This window comes from Diaphorobacter sp. JS3050 (genome assembly GCF_013154915.1).
GTDB classification, from domain to species: domain Bacteria; phylum Pseudomonadota; class Gammaproteobacteria; order Burkholderiales; family Burkholderiaceae_C; genus Diaphorobacter; species Diaphorobacter nitroreducens.
Map to the genome: position 1 here is coordinate 1,481,688 of NZ_CP053553.1, position 21,554 is coordinate 1,503,241.

Sequence of the window (21,554 nt, forward strand, 5' to 3'; positions counted from 1 at the left end):
TTCATACGCGCCTTGCTGCACGCGGCAGGGGCGCTGTGCATGCTGCTCGCTGCCTCGGTGGCCGCCGCGCCGGCCGTGGATATGGCGCCGCGTGTGCAGGCCTGCACCGCGTGCCATGGCAAGCAGGGGCGTGCCACTCCTGACGGTTATTTCCCTCGCATCGCGGGAAAGCCGGCGGGATATCTGCACAACCAACTGCTCAATTTCCGGGATGGCCGGCGCAGCTATCCGCAGATGGCGTACTTGCTGCAGCATCTGACGGACGACTATCTCCGGGAGATGGCGGACTACTTCGCAAGATTGGACCTGCCTTATGCGCCACCGGTGGCTGCAGCTGTATCAGCAGCCACACTGGCGCAGGGAGAGAGGCTTGTGCTGTGGGGGGATGCGAGCCGCCAATTGCCGGCCTGCGTGCAGTGCCATGGCGATGCTCTGGCGGGCGTCGCGCCTTTCATTCCAGGGTTGCTGGGACTGTCTCGCGATTATGTGAGCGCCCAGTTGGGGGCCTGGCAGACCGGTCTGCGGCGCGCCCATGCGCCAGATTGCATGGCGCGCATCGCCAGCAAACTGACCGCTGCCGATATAAGTTCCATCGCGGCGTGGCTGTCCTCCCGTCCTGTTCCCTCAAGGTTCACACCGGCGCCGGCAATCAAGGCGCCGCTGCCAATACCCTGTGGCGGCATGGATTCTCCGGCGTTGCGGGCTGGCGCGGAGCAGGTGCAATGAGTGCTTGGCGCAAAAGGCTTGCGACGGCGGGGCTTTCCGTAGCGCTGGTTGCGGGAGGGATCTGGGTATTGAACCGGCTGGATGAGGCTCCGCTGCCGCACGCCGAACGCGTGACCACCACGGCCTCTCTCGACATTGCCAGAGGCCGGTACTTGGCACGTGCTGGTAACTGCCTCGCCTGCCACACCCGGCAAGGAGGCGTGGCATTCGCAGGGGGCCGTGGGATAGAGACGCCTTTTGGCGTGATTTACGCCCCCAACCTGACACCCGACCGGGAAACGGGTATCGGAGCGTGGTCTGCATCGGAATTCTGGCGTGCCCTGCACAATGGCCGTTCGCGCGATGGCAGGCTGCTTTCGCCGGCCTTTCCTTATCCCAGCTATACGCGCGTCACCCGTGAAGACTCGGATGCCATCTTTGCCTTCTTGCAAAGCTTGCCGCCGGTGGTGCAACCCAGCGTGCCGTCGCGCATGCGCTTCCCGTTCAATACCCAAGCGGCATTGGCAGTGTGGCGAGCGTTGTATTTTCGGCCTGGTGTATTCGAGCCCGTACCGTCCCGCTCTGCGGAATGGAATCGAGGCGCCTATCTCGTGCAGGGGCTCGGGCACTGTGCTGCATGCCATTCGCCGCGCAACGCGATGGGGGCGGTATCTACAGACGGGCGTTTGAGCGGGGGGATGGCGGCAGGCTGGTACGCCCCAGCGCTCACCACCTCGAATGAAGGAGGTGTGGCGGAATGGCCCAGGCAGGATGTGGTCATGCTTCTGGGGGCGGGGCGCTCACCCCGGGCCGCGGTATCCGGCCCCATGGCGGAGGTGGTCTACCACAGCCTTCAGTATTTGAGCGATGCCGATCTGCAAGCGATGGCGGACTATCTGCAAGCGCTGCCGCCAACGGACAAGGTCGCCGCGCCTCGGCGGCCCCCTTCACCTGCGTCGATGCAGCGTGGGCGGGCCACGTACGAGCGTCAATGCATGCAGTGCCATGGAGGCGAGGGCCAGGGCGATCCTGAGGCCTTTCCTCCGCTGGCAGGCAATCGGGCGGTGATGCTGGAAAATCCTGTCAATCTGGTGCATATGGTGCTGCGGGGCGGGTATCTGCCAGCCACCGGCGGTAATCCGCAACCCCATGGCATGCCGCCATTCCTGCAGCGTTTGAGTGACGCAGAAGTGGCGGATGTGCTTTCATATATTCGTAACGCCTGGGGTAATGCGGCTTCCAGGGTCGATACGATCGATGTCCATCGGACCCGTGAGGGGCGTGATTCTTAAGGAACTTCTCATGGACTCCGAAGCCTTTTTGCCGGATGCTGCTTCACATGCCAGCGCAACGCCGCAGTGGTGGGTTGTGTGCCTGTGCGCACAATGGTGCGGTGTATGCCGTGAATACCGTCAAGCCTTCGACCAAACTGCGCGCGCTTGGCCGCAAATGCGCTTTGAATGGGTGGATGTGGAGGATGAGGAAGAAGTGGTCGGCGACCTGGATGTAGAGACTTTTCCTACTGTCTTGATTGCCGATGGCAGGGCTGCACGGTTTCTGGGACCCCTATTGCCTCAGGCCACAGTGTTGGGGCGCATGCTTCAAAGCATGCAGCAGGCTTCCCAAGTAGCCACGATGGACAGCGCAGCGCAGGACCTTTTTGAGAGAATACGGTCAAGCCGCCAGGGTTGATTCCCGCCCGAACGCAAGATACGTGCCTTTGATCTTTGCAGGTGCCTCGCATATTGGCTACAATACTGGCTTCACGACCAAAACGGGCGGGTACTTACCGCCCTTTTTTTTGGGCGTTTGATTTTGGTTTTTGCAGCCTTGCCGGCCCCGGCGGGGCCTTCACTTGGAATTGGATAGAGCGCACGCACGTGGCATTGCAGCAAATCGTTGAACAAACCGTGGCCGGGCTGGGCTATGACCTGGTGGAGATTGAGCGCTCCGCCGGAGGGTTGCTGCGCATTACCATTGACCTGGTTTGGGTGCCGCCCACGGATGAGGTGTCCGCTGTCGTAGGCGTCGAGCAATTCATTACCGTAGAGGATTGTGAAAAGGTCACCCGTCAGTTGCAGTTCGCGCTGGAGGTGGAAGGGGTGGACTACACGCGGTTGGAAGTCTCATCTCCTGGGATCGACCGCTTGTTGCGCAACGAGGCGGACTTCAAGCGTTTCGAGGGCGAGGTGATCGACATCACCCTCAAGCAGCCCATGGGCGCTGCGGCGGGAGGGCAAGTGCATGCCAACCGCAAGAAATTCCGGGGAGCACTCGAGCGTGCCGATTCGGGCGGTTGGCAGATTGTCTGGAGCGATGAGCCGCCCGTGAAGCCGGGGCAGCGCATCAGCAAGAAGCGCGTGCCAGCGCCTTTGCAGGCCCTTGGTTTCACTTTGGATGAGTTGCGCGAGGCGCGGCTTGCGCCGATCGTGGATTTCAAAGGACGAGGGACCAAGCCTGGGGAGCCGGGCTGAAGGTTGCATAACCGGACTGTCCTCTGAACGGGCAGTTCGTCAGGAATTGAGAAACAGGAGAGCCGTCGCATGAATCGCGAGTTGTTGATGTTGGTAGAAGCCATTTCGCGCGAAAAGAACGTGGAGCGCGATGTGGTCCTGGGCGCTGTGGAGTCTGCTCTGGCACAGGCCACGAAGAAGCTCTACCAGGGTGAAGTGGACATCCGCGTGTCGATTGATCGCGACAGCGGCGAATACGAGACTTTCCGTCGTTGGCTGGTGGTGCCCGACGATGCCGGATTGCAGAACCCCGACGCCGAAGAGCTGCTGATGGATGCCCGCGAACGGGTGGCCGATATCGAGGTGGGGGAGTACATCGAGGAAGCCGTCGAGTCGGTGCCGATCGGCCGCATCGGGGCCATGGCGGCCAAGCAGGTGATCCTGCAGAAGATCCGCGATGTCGAACGCGAGATGCTGCTCAACGATTTCATGTCACGCGGCGAGAAAATTTTCACCGGCACGGTGAAACGCATGGACAAGGGCGACATCATCGTCGAGAGCGGCCGGGTGGAAGGGCGCCTGCGTCGCGGCGAGATGATCCCGAAGGAAAACCTGCGCAATGGAGACCGTGTGCGCGCCCTGATCATGGAGGTGGACCTCACGCTGCGCGGAGCACCCATCATCCTCTCGCGCTCCGCGCCGGAGTTCATGATCGAGTTGTTCCGCAACGAGGTGCCCGAGATCGAGCAGGGCCTGCTGGAGATCAAAAGCTGTGCCCGTGACCCCGGCAGCCGCGCGAAGATCGCTGTGCTCAGCCATGACAAGCGCGTGGACCCCATCGGCACCTGCGTGGGCGTGCGCGGAACGCGTGTGAACGCCGTGACCAACGAACTGGCGGGGGAGCGCGTGGACATCGTGCTGTGGTCCGACGACCCTGCGCAGTTCGTGATCGGCGCGCTTGCTCCGGCCAACGTGACCTCCATCGTGGTCGACGAAGAGAAGCATGCCATGGACGTCGTGGTGGACGAGGAAAACCTCGCCATCGCCATCGGACGCGGCGGCCAGAACGTGCGCCTGGCGTCCGACCTCACGGGCTGGAAGATCAACATCATGGATGCGGCCGAATCCGCGCAGAAGCAGGCCAATGAAACCGATGCCGCGCGTCGCCTGTTCATGGAGAAGCTGGATGTGGATGAGGAGATCGCCAACATCCTGATCGAGGAGGGCTTTGCCAGCCTCGAGGAAGTGGCCTATGTGCCGCTGCAGGAAATGCTGGAGATCGAGAGCTTCGACGAGGACACGGTGAACGAGCTGCGCGCACGTGCCAAGGATGCGCTGCTCACCATGGAAATCGTTCGTGAAGAAAGCGTGGAAAGCGTATCGCAAGACCTGCGTGACCTCGAAGGTCTGACGCCCGAACTGATCGCCAAGTTGGCGGAAGGCGGCGTGCATACGCGTGACGACCTGGCCGATTTGGCCATTGACGAACTGACCGAGCTGACCGGCCAGTCTGCCGAAGATGCGACCGCCTTGATCATGAAGGCGCGCGAGCACTGGTTCACGGGGCAAGAGTAAGGGTCAGGGAGGTTCGAACACAATATGTCGAGTAACACTGTTGCTGAGTTCGCTGCAGAGCTCAAGAAATCGCCTGAAACCTTGCTGGACCAGCTGAAGTCCGCCGGTGTGGTCAAGGCGTCGCCGTCGGACGTTCTAAACGAAGCCGACAAGCAAAAGCTGCTGGCCCACCTGCAGGCCAGTCATGGCACTGCGGGGGGTGACCGCAAAAAGATCACCCTGGTCAAGAAGTCCACCAGCGAGATCAAGCAGGCCGACGCTTCTGGCAAGGCACGCACGATCCAGGTCGAAGTGCGTAAGAAGCGTACTTTCATCAAGCGTGACGACAGTGTCGACGCGCCTTCCGATGCGACTGAATCCGCTCCTTCGGCGGAGGATCTCGAGCTCGTGCGCCGCGAGGAAGAGGCGCGCCGTCAGGCAGAGCTGATTCGCCGCCAGGAGGAAGAGTTGGCCTTGACACGCCGCGAGCGTGAAGAGCGCGAGCGCCGCGAGCGCGAAGCCGAAGAACGCGCTGCCGCCTATGCCGCCCAGCAGGCGGAAAAGAAGGCGCAGGAGTCTGCGGAGCGTGCCGAGGCGCAGCGCGAAGCTGCCGTGGAGGCCGAAGAACGTGCGAAGGCGCAGGCCGATGCCCGGGCAAAGGCCGATGAAGAATCCAAGGCACGCGCGGCGGAAGAAACCGCGCGTGCGGCCGACCTGGACGAGCGCCGCCGCAAGGCGCTTGCCGAGGCCGAGGCCATTCGCGCAATGATGGCTGCCCCCAAGAAGGTGCTCGTGGCGAAGAAGCCCGAGGAACCCAAGCCTGCCGCCAAGGCGGGAGCTTCCGGGGAAGCCAAGAAGGGTACGCTGCACAAACCCGCCACCGGTTCCGGCACGGGCGCGCGCACCGCTGCGCCATCGGCGCCAGGCGGGGCGGGCAAGGAGGTCAAGTCGGCCAAGCTGTCGTCCAGCTGGGCCAACGACACGACCAAGAAGAAGGAAATCAAGACCCGCGGCGACAGCAGTGGCGGCGTGGGGCGCAACAACTGGCGTGGCGGCCCCCGCGGCCGCCGCGGCAATGACCGCGACGACCAGCGCCAGCAGCAGGCAGCCACAGAGTTCCGCGTGCTCGAGGTCTATGTGCCCGAGACCATCACGGTGGCCGAGTTGGCGCACAAGATGGCCATCAAGGCTTCCGAAGTGATCAAGTCGCTCATGAAGATGGGCCAGATGGTCACCATCAACCAGCCGCTGGACCAGGACACCGCCATGATCGTGGTGGAGGAAATGGGCCACACCGCGAAGGTGGCCGCTCTGGATGATCCGGAAGCCTTCACCGCCGAGGAAGTGTCCAGCCAGGATGCCGAACAACTGTCCCGCGCCCCCGTGGTGACGGTGATGGGCCACGTGGACCACGGCAAGACCTCGCTGCTGGACTACATCCGGCGCAGCAAGGTAGCCTCTGGCGAAGCTGGCGGCATTACCCAGCACATCGGCGCCTACCATGTGGAGACGCCACGCGGTATCGTCACGTTCCTGGACACGCCGGGCCACGAGGCCTTCACGGCCATGCGTGCGCGCGGCGCCCAGGCCACCGACATCGTGATTCTGGTGTGTGCGGCAGACGACGGCGTGATGCCCCAGACCAAGGAAGCCATCAAGCACGCGAAGGCGGCTGGTGTTCCCATCGTGGTGGCGCTTACCAAGGCAGACAAGCCCGAGGCCAACATCGAGCGCGTCAAGCAGGAACTGGTGGGCGAGCAGGTGGTGCCTGAAGAATATGGCGGCGATTCGCCGTTCGTGGCCGTGTCGTCCAAGACGGGAATGGGCATTGATGCTCTGCTGGAGCAGGTTCTGCTGCAGGCCGAGGTGCTGGAACTCAAGGCTCCCGTCGATGCGGCTGCCAAGGGTATCGTCATCGAGGCCCAGCTGGACAAGGGCCGCGGGTCCGTGGCCACCGTGCTGGTGCAGTCCGGTACGCTCAAGGTGGGCGATGTGGTGCTGGCAGGCCAGACTTTCGGCCGCGTGCGCGCCATGCTGGACGAAGACGGCAAGCAGACCAAGGAAGCCGGCCCGTCGATCCCGGTGGAGATCCAAGGCCTGAACGAAGTGCCCCAGGCGGGCGACGACTTCATGGTGCTGCAGGACGAACGCCGCGCCCGCGAGATCGCGACGTACCGCGCTGGCAAGTTCCGCAACACCAAGCTGGCCAAGCAACAGGCGGCCAAGCTGGAGAACATGTTTGCCGAGATGGGGGCGGGCGAGGTGCAGACCCTGCCGCTGATCATCAAGGCGGACGTGCAGGGCTCCCAAGAGGCGCTGGCGGCTTCGCTGCTCAAGCTCTCCACCGAAGAGATCCGCGTGCAGATCGTGTACTCCGGCGTGGGCGGCATCAGCGAGTCGGACGTCAACCTGGCGATCGCCTCCAAGGCCATCGTTATTGGCTTCAACGTGCGCGCCGATGCGCAGGCCCGCAAAACGGCCGAAGGCAACGACGTGGACATCCGCTACTACAACATCATCTACGACGCCGTGGATGAAGTGAAGGCAGCGATGTCCGGCATGCTGGCGCCCGAACAGCGCGAAGAAGCCATCGGCACGGCCGAGATCCGTACCGTGTTCGTGGCCTCCAAGATCGGTACCGTGGCGGGTTCGTACATCACGTCGGGCCAGGTCACGCGCAACTGCAAGTTCCGCCTGCTGCGCGACAACATCGTCATCTACACGGGCGATGTGGAATCGGTGCGCCGCATGAAGGACGACGTCAAGGAAGTCAAGGAAGGCTTCGAGTGCGGTATCAAGCTCAAGAACTACAACGACATCAAGGAAGGTGATCAGCTGGAGTTCTTCGAGATCAAGGAAATCGCACGCACGCTGTAAGGTCCGCACGACATGGCTGCCAAGAAATCCTCTTCCCCCAACCGCGGCTTCAAGGTCGCGGATCAGATCCAGCGCGACCTCACCGAGCTGATCCGCGATCTCAAGGATCCGCGGATCGGCATGGTGACGCTGCAAGGGGTCGAGGTGACGCCGGACTATGCGCACGCCAAGGTGTTCTTCAGTGTGCTCATCGGTGATGGTGAGGCCTCCGAGGAGGCCTTGAACCAGGCGGCTGGCTTTCTACGCAACGGCCTGTTCAAGCGCCTGCACATCCACACCGTGCCCACGCTGCACTTCGTGTACGACCGCACCACCGAGAAGGCGGCCGACATGAATGCGCTGATCGCGCGCGCGGTGGCCTCTCGTTCCAAAGACGACGACGCAGCATGACCGAACGCGCTCCCCGCATCCGGGTGCAGCGGCGCCCGGTGCACGGAGTGCTGCTGCTCGACAAACCCCTGGGCCTGTCCAGCAATGACGCCTTGCAGAAGGTGAAGTGGCTGCTGCGCGCCGAGAAGGCTGGCCACACGGGCACGCTGGACCCGCTGGCCAGTGGTGTGCTGCCGCTGTGCTTTGGTGCCGCCACCAAGTTCAGCCAGTTGCAGCTGGAAGCGCCCAAGACCTATGAAGCCGTCGCACTGTTGGGTACCACCACAACCACCGGTGACGCCGAGGGTCAGGTGCTGGCGCAGTGCGCGGTCGATCCGGCCATGCTCACACCCGAGCGGCTGGCGGCGGTACAGGCGCAGTTCACTGGCCCCATCCGCCAGGTGCCGCCCATGCACAGCGCGCTCAAGAAAGACGGCAAGGCGCTGTACGAGTACGCGCGTGCCGGCATTGCCGTGGAGCGCGAGGCGCGTGATGTCACGATCCATGCATTGAAACTGGCGCTAACGCATACGGAGCAAGCGCAACCAGCTATTAAAATAGTAGTGACCTGCAGCAAAGGTACCTACATCCGCACCCTGGGCGAAGACATCGGCCAGGCGCTGGGCTGCGGCGCGCATCTCACGTTCCTGCGCCGTATCGACACGGGCGGTATCGGCGTGGAGCGATGCGTGACGCTGGAGGCGCTGCAGGCCATGGACGAGGATGCGCGCATGGCCTGCGTGCACCCGGTGGAGACCTTGCTGGCGCAGCACACGGCTGTCACGCTGGACGATGACAATGCCGGGCGTTTCCTCTCGGGCATGCGCCGGCGCGGCCCCTGGCCCGACGCGCCCGCCGTGGCCGTGTTCGGGGCGCGCCCGCGCGTGCTGCTGGGGGTCGGGCATGTGCGGGGAGGAGAGCTGATTCCAGACCGGCTGCTCAGCCCCCTTGAAATTCAACAGATTCTGGAGAGCTCGCCGCGGGCTGAACGCGGCACATTGGAAGCAACTACGCTATGAGCAAACAAATCCGCAACATCGCCATCATCGCCCACGTCGACCATGGCAAGACCACGATGGTGGACCAACTGCTGCGCCAGTCCGGCACCTTCGCCGAGCACGAGAAGGTCGTGGACACCGTGATGGACAGCAACGCCATCGAGCGCGAGCGCGGCATCACCATCCTGGCGAAGAACTGCGCCGTGAGCTGGAACGGCACGCACATCAACATCCTGGACACGCCCGGCCACGCGGACTTCGGCGGCGAGGTGGAGCGTGCACTGTCGATGGTGGACGGCGTGGTGCTGCTGATCGACGCGCAGGAAGGCCCCATGCCCCAGACGCGCTTCGTGACCAAGAAGGCGTTGGCGCTGGGCCTCAAGCCCATCGTGGTGGTCAACAAGGTGGACAAGCCCGGCGCGCGCCCCGACTACGTGGTGAACGCCGCTTTCGATCTGTTCGACAAGCTGGGCGCCACCGACGAGCAACTGGACTTTCCCGTGGTCTACGCCTCGGGCATCAACGGCTGGAGCTCCCTGGAGCAGGGCAACCCCGGCGAGCAATGGGGCCCCGACATGTCGGCGCTGTTCGAGACCATCCTCAAGCATGTGCCGTCCGTGAAGGGTGACGCCACGGCACCCCTGCAGATGCAGGTATCGGCGCTGGACTATTCCACCTTCGTGGGCCGCATTGGCGTGGGTCGCATCACCCAGGGTACGCTCAAGGCCGGGCAGGACGTGCTGGTCATGGCTGGCCCCGATGGCGCCAGCTACAAGGGCCGCGTGAACCAGATCCACCAGTTCCAGGGCCTGGACCGCGTGCAGGTGAGCGAAGCCGGCCCCAGCGAGATCGTGCTCATCAACGGCATCGAGAACGTGGGTATCGGCGAGACCCTCACCGACCCCGCCAACCCCCAGCCGCTGCCCATGCTGAAGATCGACGAGCCCACGCTGACGATGAACTTCTGCGTGAACACCTCGCCGCTGGCGGGCCGTGAAGGCAAGTTCGTGACCAGCCGCCAGATCTGGGACCGTCTGCAGAAGGAGCTGCGTTCCAACGTGGCCCTGCGCGTCAAGGAAACCGACGAGGACGGCATCTTCGAGGTGTCCGGCCGCGGCGAACTGCACCTGACCATCCTGCTGGAAGAAATGCGCCGTGAAGGCTACGAGTTGGCCGTCTCCAAGCCGCGTGTGGTGTACCGCGACATCGACGGCGAGCGCTGCGAGCCTATCGAACTGGTGACCGCTGATATCGAGGAAGGGCACCAAGGCGGTGTGATGCAGGCCCTCGGCGAGCGCAAGGGTGAACTGGTGAACATGGAGCCTGACGGCCGTGGCCGCGTGCGCCTGGAGTACCGCATCCCGGCCCGTGGCCTGATCGGTTTCACCAACGAATTCCTGAACCTGACGCGCGGCTCGGGCCTCATCAGCAACATCTTCGACAGCTATGAGCCGCATAAGGGCGACATTGGCGGCCGCAAGAACGGCGTTCTGATTTCCATGGACGATGGTGAAATTTTCACCTACGCCCTGGGCAAGCTCGACGACCGTGGCCGCATGTTCGTGAAGGCAGGCGACCCGGTGTACGAAGGCATGATCGTCGGCGTGCACAACCGCGACAACGACCTGGTGGTGAACGCCACGCGTACCAAGCAGCTCACCAACTTCCGCGTGAGCGGCAAGGAAGACGCGATCAAGATCACGCCCCCGATCGACCTCACGCTGGAGTACGGTGTGGAGTTCATCGAGGACGATGAACTGGTGGAGATCACGCCCAAGAGCATTCGCCTGCGCAAGCGCCACCTCAAGGAGCACGAGCGCAAGCGCGCCAGCCGCGAAGGCGCGTGATCGGCAAGGCCTGTTCTGCCTGAACCGGCTTGGCTGCGGCAGCCAAGGCGCTGCGAGCCGACGAAGGGTGAGCCCATCCGCTAGGAGGGTTCGCCCTTCGCGCATCTGAGGCAGCGCGGTATGGCGCCAGCCGCTAACATGCGGGCCTCACGGCATGCGTGGGTAGCACATGCCGACGACACAAGAAATCCACAGGGAGGAGACAGCGATGACCGCGAATGCCTTGCCCGGCCACGCGCGGGCGGTCTGGCTGATGGTGGCCGTCACCTTCATGTGGTCCATCGCGGGCGTCGTCACGCGCCATCTGGACCAGGCGCGCAGCTTTGAAGTGACCTTCTGGCGCAGCTTCTTCATGCTGCTGTCGCTGTGCGTGATCCTGCCGGTGCTGCAGGGCAGGGCGTTGCTGGCCAATCTGCGGCGCGGGGGGCGGGCGGTGTGGATCTCTGGCGTGTGCTGGAGCGTGATGTTCACGGCCTTCATGATCGCCATATTGCTCATCCCCGTGGCCAGCGTATTGGTCACCATGGCCATCGGACCGCTGCTCACGGCATTGCTGGCGCGGGCCTTCATTGGCCACCACATCGCGCCGCGCACCTGGTGCGCGATTGCATTGGCGGGCGCAGGCATCGGGTGGATGTATGGCTCGGGCATCTCCGGCCTGTCCGTGGTGGGCGTGCTTGTTGCCTTGTGCGTGCCGGTCGCGGCGGCCGTGAACTGGGTGGTGGTGCAGCACTCGCAGCGCCAGGGCCATGCGGTGGACCTGGTGCCCGCCGTGCTGCTGGGGGCGGCGCTGTCCGCCCTGGCCACGCTGCCGCTTGCGTGGCCGTTCCAGGCCACGGCGCGTGATTTGTCCCTTCTGGCCCTGCTGGGTCTGGTCCAATTGGCGATCCCCTGCGTGCTGGTGGTGTACTGCGCGCGCGTGCTCAAGGCGCCTGAGATTGCGCTGCTGGGCCTGCTGGAAGTGATCTTTGGCATTCTGCTGGCCTGGGTGGGCGCTGGAGAGCGCCCAGCCCCGGCCGTGCTGATGGGAGGCGCGCTGGTGATCGGCGCGCTCGTTTTCAATGAACTGCTTGGATGGAAGGAGCAACAATGACGGAGATGACGGCGGAAGTCGTGACCGAGGTGCGCGGCCAGGTCGGCTGCATCACGCTGAACCGCCCGAAGGCGCTGAATGCCTTGTCGCTGGGCATGGTGCGCGACCTGATGGCGGCGCTGCTGGCCTGGCAGCATGACGACAAGGTACTGGCCGTGGCGATCCGCGGCAACGGCCGCGAAGGGCCCTTCGGCGCCTTCTGCGCGGGCGGCGACATCCGCTTTTTGCACGCCGCGGGCAGCACGGGCAATCCGCAACTGGAGGACTTCTTCACCGAGGAATACGCCCTCAACCATCTGATCCACACCTTCGGCAAGCCCTACATCGCCTTCATGGACGGCATCGTCATGGGGGGCGGCATGGGCATCAGCCAGGGCGGCACGCTGCGCATCGTGACCGAGCGCACCAAGATGGCCATGCCGGAGACGGCGATCGGCCTGTTCCCCGATGTGGGCGGCGGCTACTTCCTCTCGCGCTGCCCTGGCCGCGTGGGCGAGTGGCTGGCACTGACGGGCGACGCCATCGGCGCAGCCGATGCCATTGACTTCGGCCTGGCGGACGGCTTCCTGCCGGCGGGCCAGCAAGCGGCGGTGTGGGACGGTCTGGCGTTGCAGACGTTTGCCGACGGCGCTGCCGTTCAGCAGTGGGTTGCATCAAAATTTGTAGCTGCTGGCGCTTGCGCTGTAAGCGCTAGAGGTCAAATTGATCACTACTTCGCGTTGGATGATGCGGCGGCCATCGTGGCTGCGCTGGAGCAGTCTGACGACGAGTGGGCACGCGCCACGGCTGCCACGTTGCGCAAGCGCTCTCCACTGATGCTGCATGTCGCGCTGGAGCAGGTCCGCCGTGCGCGCAGCATGGGTCTGGCCGACGACTTGCGCATGGAGCGCGACATGGTTCGGCACTGCTTCTACCTGCGTCCCGGCCAGAGCGAGACGGTGGAGGGCATTCGCGCCCTGGCGGTGGACAAGGACCACAGCCCGCGCTGGAACCCCGCGCGCGTGGAGGATGTGGAGCCCGCGCTGGTGCAAGCGTTCTTCAAGAGCCCTTGGCCGGCGCACGCGCACCCGCTGGCGGCGCTGCGCTGATCTGCTGGTACACCGCCGTGGCCAGCGCCTGCAGCGTGGGCCGCGGCAGTTCGCCGCTGAGGGCGTAGCCAAAACCCTGGTCCACCCAGTAGAAACTGGACACGGTCCCTTCGTCGTGGAACTGGAACGCGGTGGTCGGTGCCGCCGCAGCCTGTAGGCCGTCGAGTGCGCCCAGGTACAGCGTGATTCGCGCGCCCGCGGCGTTCTGGTACATGAATTGCGCGCGCGCCCCGCTGCCGCCGGGCAGCAGGCGCCCGCCCATCAATTCGAACCCCTCGGCCTGCAGCCGCGGCACGGTGAGCGGGCGCGCCAGCCGCTTGGACAGCCACTGCACCAGGTGGTCCTGCTGCGCGGCCGCCACTTCCACAGGATGGCGCTGTTCGGGTTGGTAGACCGCGTGCGCCACGGCCGCCTGCTGCACGAACCGTTGCGGGGGGGCCGTGGCCAGTGTGGTTTGTTTGCCGTCCGTCGCATGCAGGCTCCAGCCCAGCCCGAACGCCAGCACCCAGCCCGCGGCAAAGCCGCCCCAACGGGCCCAGTGCTGTTGCGTGTCGTGTGCGTCTTGCAGGCGCTCTGCCGCCTGTACCAGCACATTGGGCACAGGCTGCCGCAACCAGTCAGCGTGCAGGGTCTGCAGCTGCGCACGCTGTTGCGCCCACGCTTCGGCACGCTGCCTCTGCGAGGAGTCCATGCGGGAGTGCAGCGACTCTGCCTGGGCGCGCGGCAGCCGGTCGTCCGCCAAAGCATGCAGATGCGTCTCGTCCGAAGGGCTGAAAGGGTCGGGCTTCATGGCGGGCTCACTACGGGCGGAAAGGGCGCTTCATTTCATGCGGCGCAAGGCAGTCGGGGTGGATGACGGCTGGGCGTGGACTGAGGGCTCCATCAATTCGCGCATGCGTGCGCGAGCGCGGGACAACCGCGACATCACCGTGCCTTCCGGTATACCCAGCACACGCGCCACGTCGGCATAGGCCATGTCTTCCAGTGTCACCAGGAGCAGCACGGCCCGTTGATCGACGGGCAGGCGTTGCAGGCAGCGGTCCAGGTCCATGGCTGTTTCGTGGGAGGCGTCAGGCGCGTCCGCGATGGCCGCCAGGGCATCCACATCCAGCGCCTGCACGGGCACCAGGCCGCGGCGCTGGTTGAGGTACAGGTTGTGCATCAGCGTGAAAAGCCAGGCGCGCAGATTGCTGCCGCCGCGCCACAGCAGCCACTTGCGGCAGGCGCGCTCCAGCGTGTCCTGCACCAGATCGTCGGCTGCCCATGCGTCGCCGGTGAGCGCGCGCGCATAGCGGCGCAACCCCGGCAGTTGCTCCACGATCTGGACGCGGTTCATGGACGCATTGTGGGGCTCATGGCTTGGCGGCGCGCCACAGGTTGTTCACGCCGTCCCCCGTCTTGTCGCCGGGCTTGCCGTCCTTGATCCAGTAGTACAGCGGCTTGCCCTTGTAGGCCACCTGCTTGCTGCCGTCGGCGCGCTGGATCAGACTGTAGCCTTCACCCGCGGGGGCGCTGGTGGCGGTCAGGGGTGGCCAGTTGGTGGCGCAGGCGCCGTTGCAGGCCGACTGGCCATCGCCCGCTACGTCCTTGTCGAAGGTGTAGAGCGTCATGCCGTTCGGGCCGACGAGCACGCCGTCCTGGGTGCTGACTTGCGCGGGCGCGAGGGAATAACAGCCGGCGAGTGCCAGCGCGGCGAGCAGGGAACTGAGCTTGGTCATGGTGTTCTCCGGAAGGGTGCCGGCCAGAGGAATTGTGGCCGGACGCTGGCATGAACACCGGGGGCGGTGCGTTTATTCCACCCTCCGCCAAAAAAAGATCAGCGGTGGCGGCTCTTCATGACGCGTTCCACCTCGCGCTTGCCTTCGCGCTCCTTGATGGTGTCGCGCTTGTCGTGCTCGGCCTTGCCCTTGGCCAAGGCAATCTCGCATTTGGCGCGGCCGTCCTTCCAGTGGAGATTCAGCGGCACCAGGGTGTAGCCTTTTTGCTCGACCTTGCCGATCAGGCGCCGGATTTCGTCCTTGTGCATCAGCAGCTTCTTGATGCGCGCCGCGTCGGGGCTGACGTGCGTGGACGCGGTCTTGAGCGGGTTGATCTGGCAGCCGATGAGAAACAGTTCCCCATCTTTGATGATCACGTAGCCGTCGGTAAGCTGCACCTTGCCCTCGCGCAGTGCCTTGACCTCCCAGCCGTGCAGCACCAGCCCCGCCTCGTAGCGCTCTTCAAAGAAATAGTTGTATGCCGCCTTCTTGTTGTCGGCGATGCGGGACGATGTGTCAGGTTTCTTGGCCATGGTGAATAGATGCGGCGCAAACCGGGAGATCAAGGGTCTCCCTACAATTGTTGTCGTCTCGCACCATCGATTCTAGGCCGGCTGTGCCACCAGGCCCATCCAGCCTTCGCCTGCATGAAAACTGTCAACAAGTCCGTCCTCATCTGGTACAGCCCCGAAGAAATGTTCGCCCTCGTGACGGACGTGGCCAAGTATCCGCAGTTCCTGCCGTGGTGCGACCACGCCACCGTCCTGGAAACCCATGCAAACGGCATGAAGGCGGAAGTGGGCATTGCGTTGGGCGGCATACGCAAGTCGTTTGTTACGCGCAATACGCATGAGCCCGGGCGCCGCGTCAAGATGGAGCTGGTGGAGGGCCCCTTTTCACAGCTCGACGGCGACTGGCACTTTCATCCTGTGGGGGACGGTACGCAGCGCGCATGCAAGGTCGAACTCCAGCTGAGCTACGGCTTTGACAACCGGGCATTGGCGGCGTTGGTCGGCCCCGTGTTTGACCGCATCGCCGCCACGTTCATCGATGCCTTCATCAAACGGGCCGAGCAGGTTTATGGCTGAAACCTTGCCCCCGCCGGAGCGGCTGCGCATCGCGGTGGCCATCTCGCGGCAACCGGGCGATGTGCACGAGTGGGTGCTACTGCTTCCGGCCGGTGCTACGGTGGCCGATGCTCTGAGCGCCTGCGGACTGGATGCACAGGCTGAGGGGCTTGTCTGGGGCATTTGGGGCAGGGAAGGCAGACTGGACGACCTGTTGCACGATGGTGACCGCGTGGAAGGCTGCCGCCCCTTGCGGGTTGACCCGAAGCTGGCGCGCCGCCAGCGCTTTGCGCGCCAGGGCGCTCGTGCGGCGGGATTGTTCGCCAAACGCCGGCCGGGGGCCAAGTCCGGTTATTGAGAGTGCTTCTCAGCATACGCTGAAAACAAAACGGCCGCCTCATCCATGCAGAAGGGCGGCCGGTGGCGCGTTTATGGGGTAGCTGCTACTTGCAGTCGGAAGCGATGGTCGCTTCCGCTCGGCGTAATTCTGCTGCGCGGGTTGCGTCGTCCATGAAGCCCCGCTCCCCCTTGGCATTGACATTGCTCACCAACTGGCCGGGCGCCAACTGCTCCTTTGCGCGTTTGGCGCGCGCGCAGTTGTCGGCACGGGCCTTGGCCACGCGGTCTTCCTCCGCTTTCTTCTTGGCGGCTTCGGCGGCGTCAGCCTTGGCCTTGTTCTCCTCCAGCTGCTTGTCCTTGCCGCTGGCAGGCGCGGCGGCTTCGGATGCGGGAGCCGACGCTGGCGATGCGGGCGCTGCCATCGCGGTACGCGGCAGGGCGCGCTGCGGTTGCTTGAGGATGCTCTTGTCAGGAATGTCCTGTGGCGGTGGGCGGTCGCTGAACACCTTGCGCCCATCCTTGTCCACCCATTGCCATTGGGCCGATGCGCCCATGGCCCAGGCGCAGCCCAGCGCCAGCAGAAGAAGCTTGTGCGGTTTCATGCGGGCGAGTGTAGCGGTGAGCGGCTGCACCCACCAAGGGGCGTTCACGCGGGACGTGTGCGATTTGTCGCGCGGCGGGTACAATCCTTTTTTTGGAGCTTTCACATGCGCCTTCTTGGAAAAGCGCTCACCTTCGACGATGTGTTGTTGGTGCCGGCGTACTCCCAGGTCCTGCCCAAGGACACCTCCCTCGTCACGCGCTTCACGCGCAACATCACCCTGAACCTCCCGCTCGTGTCCGCCGCCATGGACACCGTGACCGAAGCGCGTCTGGCCATCGCCATCGCGCAAGAAGGGGGGATTGGCGTCATTCACAAGAACATGACGGCCGAGCAGCAGGCGGCCGAGGTGTCAAAGGTCAAGCGGCATGAATCCGGCGTGGTGCACGATCCCGTGGTCATCACACCCGAACACACGGTGCTGCAGGTGCTGGAACTGTCCGAGAACCTGGGCATCTCGGGCTTCCCGGTCTGTGACGGTGGCAAGGTGGTGGGCATCGTCACCAGCCGCGACGTGCGCTTCGAGACGCGCTACGACGTCAAGGTGCGTGAGATCATGACGCCGCGCGAGAAGCTGATCACCGTCAACGAAAAAGACGGCACCACCCCCGCGCAGGCCAAGGCACTGCTCAACCGCCACAAGCTGGAGCGCCTGCTGGTGGTGAACGACGCCTTTGAGCTCAAGGGCCTCATCACGGTCAAGGACATCAACAAGCAGACCACGTTCCCCAACGCCGCGCGCGATGCGGCAGGCCGCCTGCGCGTGGCTGCTGCCGTGGGCGTCGGCGCGGGCACCGAAGAGCGCGTGGCGTTGCTGGTCAAGGCCGGTGTGGATGCCATCGTGGTGGATACAGCCCACGGCCACAGCAAAGGTGTGATCGACCGCGTGCGCTGGGTCAAACAGAACTACCCGCAAGTGGACGTGATCGGCGGCAACATCGCCACCGGCGCTGCCGCGCTGGCCCTGGCCGAGGCAGGCGCCGATGCGGTCAAGGTCGGCATCGGTCCCGGCTCCATCTGCACCACACGCATCGTGGCTGGCGTGGGCGTACCCCAGATCATGGCCATCGACAGCGTCGCCACCGCGCTTCAGGGCACAGGTGTGCCACTGATCGCCGACGGCGGCATTCGCTTCTCGGGCGATATCGCCAAGGCGCTGGCCGCAGGCGCGTCCACCATCATGATGGGCGGCATGTTCGCTGGCACCGAGGAAGCGCCGGGCGAAGTCATCCTGTACCAGGGCCGCTCCTACAAGAGCTACCGCGGCATGGGCTCGATCGGCGCCATGCAGCAGGGCTCGGCCGACCGCTACTTCCAGGAGGCCACCACGGGCAATCCCAACGCTGACAAGCTGGTGCCTGAAGGCATCGAAGGCCGCGTGCCCTACAAGGGCTCCATGGTGTCCATCGTGTTCCAGATGGCCGGCGGCGTGCGTGCGGCCATGGGCTACTGTGGTTGCGCAACCATCGAAGAGATGAACAACAAGGCCGAATTCGTGGAGATCACGGCGGCTGGCATCCGCGAGTCGCACGTGCACGACGTGCAGATCACCAAGGAAGCCCCCAACTACCGGGCGGACTGAGTTTTCGCCATTCCGCAGGCCCGAACCCGTCTCCAGGTGTTCGGGCCTTTTGTCTTTTACCGACCCTGTCGCTCTCCATGCAACACGACAAGATCCTCATCCTCGACTTCGGCTCCCAGGTCACCCAACTCATCGCGCGCCGCGTGCGCGAGACGCATGTCTACTGCGAGGTCCACCCCTGCGACGTGAGCAGCGACTGGGTGCGCCAGTTCGCCGCAGACGGCAAGCTCAAGGGTGTGATCCTGTCGGGCAGCCACGCCAGCGTCTACGAAGTGGACGACCGCGCCCCTGACGCCGTGTTCGAGTTGGGGGTGCCCGTGTTGGGCATCTGCTACGGCATGCAGACCATGGCCGCGCAACTGGGCGGCAAGGTCGAGGGCTCGCACAGCCGCGAGTTCGGCTATGCCGAAGTCCGCGCCCATGGCCATACCGCGCTGCTCAAGGGCATCGAGGATTTCTCCACGCCCGAGGGCCACGGCATGCTGAAGGTGTGGATGAGCCACGGCGACAAAGTCACCGAGCTGCCTCCCGGTTTCAAGCTGATGTGCTCCACCGGCAGTTGCCCCATCGCCGGCATGGCGGACGAAACGCGGCGCTTCTACGCCGTGCAATTCCACCCCGAGGTCACGCACACGGTGCAGGGCGCCGCGCTGCTCAACCGCTTCGTGCGCGAGATCTGTGGCGCCCAGGCGGACTGGATCATGCGCGACCACATCGAGGAAGCCGTGCAGAAGATCCGCGAGCAGGTGGGCGACGAGGAAGTGATCCTGGGCCTGTCTGGCGGCGTGGATTCGTCGGTGGCTGCGGCCCTGATCCACCGTGCGATTGGCGACCAGCTTACCTGCGTGTTCGTGGACCACGGCCTGCTGCGCCTCAACGAAGGCGATATGGTCATGGACATGTTCGCAGGCAAGCTGCACGCGAAGGTGGTGCGCGTGGATGCCTCGGACCTGTTCCTGGGTGAGCTGGCCGGTGTGTCGGAGCCCGAGCAAAAGCGCAAGATCATCGGCCGCCTGTTCGTGGACGTGTTCAAGGCCGAAGCCGAAAAGCTCAAGGCCAGCGGCCAGGGCCACAAGGGCGCGACCTTCCTGGCGCAAGGCACCATCTACCCCGACGTGATCGAGTCCGGCGGTGCCAAGAGCAAGAAGGCCGTCACCATCAAGAGCCACCACAACGTGGGCGGGTTGCCCGAGCAACTCGGCCTCAAACTGCTGGAGCCGCTGCGCGACCTGTTCAAGGACGAGGTGCGTGAGCTCGGCGTGGCCCTGGGACTGCCGCGCGAAATGGTCTACCGCCATCCGTTCCCCGGCCCGGGTCTGGGTGTGCGCATTCTGGGCGAGGTGAAGAAGGAATACGCCGACCTGCTGCGCCGCGCCGATGCCATCTTCATCGAAGAGCTGCGCAACTTCACCGACGAAGCCACGGGCAAGACCTGGTACGACCTCACCAGCCAGGCCTTCACCGTGTTCCTGCCCGTCAAGAGCGTGGGCGTGATGGGCGATGGCCGCACCTACGACTATGTGGTGGCATTGCGCGCGGTGCAGACCAGCGACTTCATGACAGCCGACTGGGCGGAGTTGCCCTATGCGCTGTTGAAGAAGGTCTCCAGCCGCATCATCAATGAGGTGCGCGGCATCAACCGCGTGACCTACGACGTGTCGAGCAAGCCGCCTGCCACCATCGAGTGGGAGTGACGCTTACCGGCGTCTAGGAGGCAGTAGGTGCTGCTCCTGTAACCCCCGTCAACTTCCGCACAACGCCCGGTCTGAACACCGGGCGTTGGTCTTTTGCTCTAAAAATAGGAGCTGCTGGCGCTTGCTAGGTAGGGGTTGCAGCCTTTTTATGTGAATATGGATTGCATTGGGGAAGAGGGCGTGGATTGCGCCGAACGGGGCGCACACGGGGCTGCCTATGAACGTGGGGCTTAGTGCTGGTGCCTGCCAGGCTGCCTGAACAAGCAGAGCGAGCCGCTGGTCCGTGTGCGGGCAGTGCAGTTGTCGGGTGCAGGGCGATGCACCGGGGGCGCGGCGATGGGGATGCGACAGCGTCCGCACATCAGGCCGACGGCAAGAAGCCTCCGCACATAGTCCGACGCCCCAGGATGATCGGAGATTCCACCACGATAGAAGCAACCGCTGTCCTACATCTGCGCCCCTGCGCCATGGATAGCGTTTGCACATGCGATCTAAGCAACCCACCGCGAGCGACGCTCTCCCATCTGGCGCGAAGCAGGGGCAGGGCAAGGCCCCCACCTCGACACGCACCCTCTGGAAGGGGGCGATCAGCTTTGGCCTCGTCCATATTCCTGTGGGCTTGTACTCGGCGACCGTCAGCTCGGGCATCGACTTTGACTGGCTGGACCGCCGGTCGATGGAGCCGGTGGGGTACAAGCGTGTGAACAAAATCACGGGCAAGGAAATCGCCACGGCCGATATCGTCAAGGGTGTGGAGTATGAAGAAGGCCGCTACGTCATTCTGACGCCCGAGGAAATCGCGGCCGCCTTTCCCAAGGTCACGCAGACGATCGAGATCGAGGCGTTTCTTGACGCCGACGAGATCCCCTTTGTCTACCTGGAGCGTCCCTATTACACGGCACCTCTCAAGCGTGGCGAAAAGGTGTACGCACTGCTGCGCGAGGCCCTGCGCCAGAGCAACCGCGTGGGCGTGGCCAAAGTGGTGATCCAGTCCAAGCAGCACCTGGCCGTGCTCATTCCGTGCGGCCGAGCGCTGATCCTCAACCTGCTGCGCTGGGGAGGGGAGATCCGCTCATTCGAGCAACTGGCCCTGCCGCCGCTGGATGCGAAAGCCGCGGGTATCAAGGACGCGGAGCTGGCCATGGCCATGCAGCTCATCGAGGACATGACGCAGGAGTGGAACGCGGACCGCTTCCGCAATTCTTTCTCTGAGGAGATTCACAGGCTGGTCGAGGCCAAGGCCTCAGCCGGAGAGATTGCCCATGTCGCTCAGCCGGATGAAGGGCCGGCGGTGGCTGCGGGGGCGGAGGTGCTGGACCTCACGGCGTTGCTCAAGCGCAGCCTGGAGGGTGCCTCGGCCACCCCGCCGCGCAAGGACAAACCCGCCTCCGTGACCCGCCTTGCACCGTCGGGCAAGGCAGCGGCCAAATCGACCGCCGCCAAAAAGTCACCGGCCCGCAAGACGGCGGCCAAGGCGGCGCCTGCCAAGCCCGCTGCGGCCAAGAAACCTCGCCGCGCACACGGATAGCC

At 64.5% G+C, this 21,554-nt stretch carries 21 protein-coding genes; 16 read left to right on the forward strand and 5 right to left on the reverse strand.

Annotation, left to right across the window (positions count from 1 at the left end; all coding sequences use genetic code 11):
- The first annotated feature begins 39 nt into the window (after window positions 1–39).
- The 11 genes from HND92_RS07285 to HND92_RS07335 all read left to right on the forward strand — a co-directional run bounded on the left by HND92_RS07285 (window position 40) and on the right by HND92_RS07335 (window position 12,984).
- On the forward strand, window positions 40–726 hold the full coding sequence (locus tag HND92_RS07285) for a cytochrome c4 (protein ID WP_172206628.1): 687 nt from the start codon (window positions 40–42) through the stop codon (window positions 724–726).
- Window positions 723–1,997 (forward strand): cytochrome c, encoded by a 1,275-nt coding sequence (locus HND92_RS07290; RefSeq protein WP_172206629.1) that lies wholly within the window; start codon window positions 723–725, stop codon window positions 1,995–1,997. The genes HND92_RS07285 and HND92_RS07290 overlap by 4 nt, the downstream gene beginning before the upstream one ends.
- 10 nt (window positions 1,998–2,007) lie before the next feature.
- Complete coding sequence (locus HND92_RS07295; protein ID WP_047350596.1) at window positions 2,008–2,397, forward strand: thioredoxin domain-containing protein; 390 nt, start codon at window positions 2,008–2,010, stop codon at window positions 2,395–2,397.
- A gap of 188 nt (window positions 2,398–2,585) precedes the next feature.
- Entirely contained in the window at window positions 2,586–3,179 is a 594-nt protein-coding gene (gene rimP, locus HND92_RS07300) for a ribosome maturation factor RimP (RefSeq protein ID WP_172206630.1), read from the forward strand.
- A gap of 69 nt (window positions 3,180–3,248) precedes the next feature.
- Entirely contained in the window at window positions 3,249–4,733 is a 1,485-nt protein-coding gene (gene nusA / locus HND92_RS07305) for a transcription termination factor NusA (protein ID WP_172206631.1), read from the forward strand.
- A 24-nt stretch (window positions 4,734–4,757) separates the two neighbouring features.
- Window positions 4,758–7,589, forward strand: coding sequence for a translation initiation factor IF-2 (gene infB, locus HND92_RS07310; RefSeq protein WP_172206632.1), 2,832 nt, complete (start codon window positions 4,758–4,760; stop codon window positions 7,587–7,589).
- Window positions 7,590–7,601: 12 nt separating this feature from the next.
- Window positions 7,602–7,979 (forward strand): 30S ribosome-binding factor RbfA, encoded by a 378-nt coding sequence (rbfA, locus tag HND92_RS07315; protein WP_011805755.1) that lies wholly within the window; start codon window positions 7,602–7,604, stop codon window positions 7,977–7,979.
- Complete coding sequence (truB, locus tag HND92_RS07320) at window positions 7,976–8,977, forward strand: tRNA pseudouridine(55) synthase TruB (protein ID WP_011805754.1); 1,002 nt, start codon at window positions 7,976–7,978, stop codon at window positions 8,975–8,977. The genes rbfA and truB overlap by 4 nt, the downstream gene beginning before the upstream one ends.
- The gene (gene typA / locus HND92_RS07325; RefSeq protein WP_011805753.1) at window positions 8,974–10,803 is read left to right on the forward strand and encodes a translational GTPase TypA; all 1,830 of its coding nucleotides are present in this window, start codon (window positions 8,974–8,976) and stop codon (window positions 10,801–10,803) included. The genes truB and typA overlap by 4 nt, the downstream gene beginning before the upstream one ends.
- Before the next feature lie 208 nt (window positions 10,804–11,011).
- Window positions 11,012–11,896 carry a DMT family transporter gene (locus HND92_RS07330; protein WP_088887079.1) on the forward strand — a complete coding sequence of 295 codons (885 nt, stop codon included), beginning with the start codon at window positions 11,012–11,014 and terminating at the stop codon, window positions 11,894–11,896.
- The gene (locus tag HND92_RS07335; RefSeq protein WP_172206633.1) at window positions 11,893–12,984 is read left to right on the forward strand and encodes an enoyl-CoA hydratase/isomerase family protein; all 1,092 of its coding nucleotides are present in this window, start codon (window positions 11,893–11,895) and stop codon (window positions 12,982–12,984) included. Before HND92_RS07330 ends, HND92_RS07335 begins: the two co-directional genes overlap by 4 nt.
- On the opposite strand, the gene HND92_RS07340 is transcribed toward HND92_RS07335, so the two are convergent.
- From HND92_RS07340 to smpB, 4 genes are all read right to left on the reverse strand, one after another.
- A complete protein-coding gene (locus HND92_RS07340) occupies window positions 12,935–13,774 on the reverse strand; it encodes an anti-sigma factor (protein WP_011805750.1) in 840 nt (279 codons plus the stop codon). The genes HND92_RS07335 and HND92_RS07340 overlap by 50 nt on opposite strands.
- Before the next feature lie 30 nt (window positions 13,775–13,804).
- Entirely contained in the window at window positions 13,805–14,320 is a 516-nt protein-coding gene (locus HND92_RS07345) for an RNA polymerase sigma factor (RefSeq protein ID WP_047350564.1), read from the reverse strand.
- Between the two features lie 16 nt (window positions 14,321–14,336).
- Entirely contained in the window at window positions 14,337–14,702 is a 366-nt protein-coding gene (locus HND92_RS07350) for a hypothetical protein (RefSeq protein WP_011805748.1), read from the reverse strand.
- Window positions 14,703–14,800: 98 nt separating this feature from the next.
- Window positions 14,801–15,274: an SsrA-binding protein SmpB gene (gene smpB, locus HND92_RS07355; protein WP_011805747.1), complete on the reverse strand. Its 474-nt coding sequence runs from the start codon at window positions 15,272–15,274 to the stop codon at window positions 14,801–14,803.
- 114 nt (window positions 15,275–15,388) lie between these two features.
- On the opposite strand from smpB, the gene HND92_RS07360 reads away from it, so the two are divergent.
- Entirely contained in the window at window positions 15,389–15,829 is a 441-nt protein-coding gene (locus HND92_RS07360; protein WP_011805746.1) for a type II toxin-antitoxin system RatA family toxin, read from the forward strand.
- Window positions 15,822–16,166, forward strand: coding sequence for an RnfH family protein (locus tag HND92_RS07365; protein WP_011805745.1), 345 nt, complete (start codon window positions 15,822–15,824; stop codon window positions 16,164–16,166). The genes HND92_RS07360 and HND92_RS07365 overlap by 8 nt, the downstream gene beginning before the upstream one ends.
- Before the next feature lie 85 nt (window positions 16,167–16,251).
- Here HND92_RS07365 and HND92_RS07370 read toward each other — a convergent pair whose 3' ends face one another.
- Window positions 16,252–16,749, reverse strand: coding sequence for a DUF4124 domain-containing protein (locus tag HND92_RS07370; RefSeq protein WP_047350566.1), 498 nt, complete (start codon window positions 16,747–16,749; stop codon window positions 16,252–16,254).
- A 105-nt stretch (window positions 16,750–16,854) separates the two neighbouring features.
- Here HND92_RS07370 and guaB point away from each other — a divergent pair, with 105 nt between their 5' ends.
- The 3 genes from guaB (at window position 16,855) to HND92_RS07385 (ending at window position 21,552) form a co-directional block, all read left to right on the forward strand.
- Window positions 16,855–18,330, forward strand: a complete 1,476-nt coding sequence (gene guaB / locus HND92_RS07375; protein WP_011805743.1) for an IMP dehydrogenase — start codon at window positions 16,855–16,857, stop codon at window positions 18,328–18,330.
- A 77-nt stretch (window positions 18,331–18,407) separates the two neighbouring features.
- Window positions 18,408–20,024 carry a glutamine-hydrolyzing GMP synthase gene (guaA, locus tag HND92_RS07380; RefSeq protein ID WP_011805742.1) on the forward strand — a complete coding sequence of 539 codons (1,617 nt, stop codon included), beginning with the start codon at window positions 18,408–18,410 and terminating at the stop codon, window positions 20,022–20,024.
- A 484-nt stretch (window positions 20,025–20,508) separates the two neighbouring features.
- Window positions 20,509–21,552, forward strand: a complete 1,044-nt coding sequence (locus HND92_RS07385; protein ID WP_172206634.1) for a Ku protein — start codon at window positions 20,509–20,511, stop codon at window positions 21,550–21,552.
- Window positions 21,553–21,554 lie beyond the last annotated feature (2 nt).

Bases quoted from the DNA above. Each gene is read 5' to 3' on its own strand.
- HND92_RS07340 (WP_011805750.1), bottom strand. From the start codon at position 13,774: ATGAAGCCCGACCCTTTCAGCCCTTCGGACGAGACGCATCTGCATGCT.
- typA (WP_011805753.1), top strand. From the start codon at position 8,974: ATGAGCAAACAAATCCGCAACATCGCCATCATCGCCCACGTCGACCAT.
- nusA (WP_172206631.1), top strand. From the start codon at position 3,249: ATGAATCGCGAGTTGTTGATGTTGGTAGAAGCCATTTCGCGCGAAAAG.
- HND92_RS07360 (WP_011805746.1), top strand. From the start codon at position 15,389: ATGAAAACTGTCAACAAGTCCGTCCTCATCTGGTACAGCCCCGAAGAA.
- rbfA (WP_011805755.1), top strand. From the start codon at position 7,602: ATGGCTGCCAAGAAATCCTCTTCCCCCAACCGCGGCTTCAAGGTCGCG.
- HND92_RS07385 (WP_172206634.1), top strand. From the start codon at position 20,509: ATGCGATCTAAGCAACCCACCGCGAGCGACGCTCTCCCATCTGGCGCG.
- smpB (WP_011805747.1), bottom strand. From the start codon at position 15,274: ATGGCCAAGAAACCTGACACATCGTCCCGCATCGCCGACAACAAGAAG.
- HND92_RS07295 (WP_047350596.1), top strand. From the start codon at position 2,008: ATGGACTCCGAAGCCTTTTTGCCGGATGCTGCTTCACATGCCAGCGCA.
- HND92_RS07345 (WP_047350564.1), bottom strand. From the start codon at position 14,320: ATGAACCGCGTCCAGATCGTGGAGCAACTGCCGGGGTTGCGCCGCTAT.
- HND92_RS07370 (WP_047350566.1), bottom strand. From the start codon at position 16,749: ATGAAACCGCACAAGCTTCTTCTGCTGGCGCTGGGCTGCGCCTGGGCC.
- HND92_RS07330 (WP_088887079.1), top strand. From the start codon at position 11,012: ATGACCGCGAATGCCTTGCCCGGCCACGCGCGGGCGGTCTGGCTGATG.
- HND92_RS07350 (WP_011805748.1), bottom strand. From the start codon at position 14,702: ATGACCAAGCTCAGTTCCCTGCTCGCCGCGCTGGCACTCGCCGGCTGT.
- HND92_RS07285 (WP_172206628.1), top strand. From the start codon at position 40: ATGCTGCTCGCTGCCTCGGTGGCCGCCGCGCCGGCCGTGGATATGGCG.
- HND92_RS07335 (WP_172206633.1), top strand. From the start codon at position 11,893: ATGACGGAGATGACGGCGGAAGTCGTGACCGAGGTGCGCGGCCAGGTC.
- HND92_RS07365 (WP_011805745.1), top strand. From the start codon at position 15,822: ATGGCTGAAACCTTGCCCCCGCCGGAGCGGCTGCGCATCGCGGTGGCC.
- HND92_RS07290 (WP_172206629.1), top strand. From the start codon at position 723: ATGAGTGCTTGGCGCAAAAGGCTTGCGACGGCGGGGCTTTCCGTAGCG.
- guaA (WP_011805742.1), top strand. From the start codon at position 18,408: ATGCAACACGACAAGATCCTCATCCTCGACTTCGGCTCCCAGGTCACC.
- infB (WP_172206632.1), top strand. From the start codon at position 4,758: ATGTCGAGTAACACTGTTGCTGAGTTCGCTGCAGAGCTCAAGAAATCG.
- guaB (WP_011805743.1), top strand. From the start codon at position 16,855: ATGCGCCTTCTTGGAAAAGCGCTCACCTTCGACGATGTGTTGTTGGTG.
- truB (WP_011805754.1), top strand. From the start codon at position 7,976: ATGACCGAACGCGCTCCCCGCATCCGGGTGCAGCGGCGCCCGGTGCAC.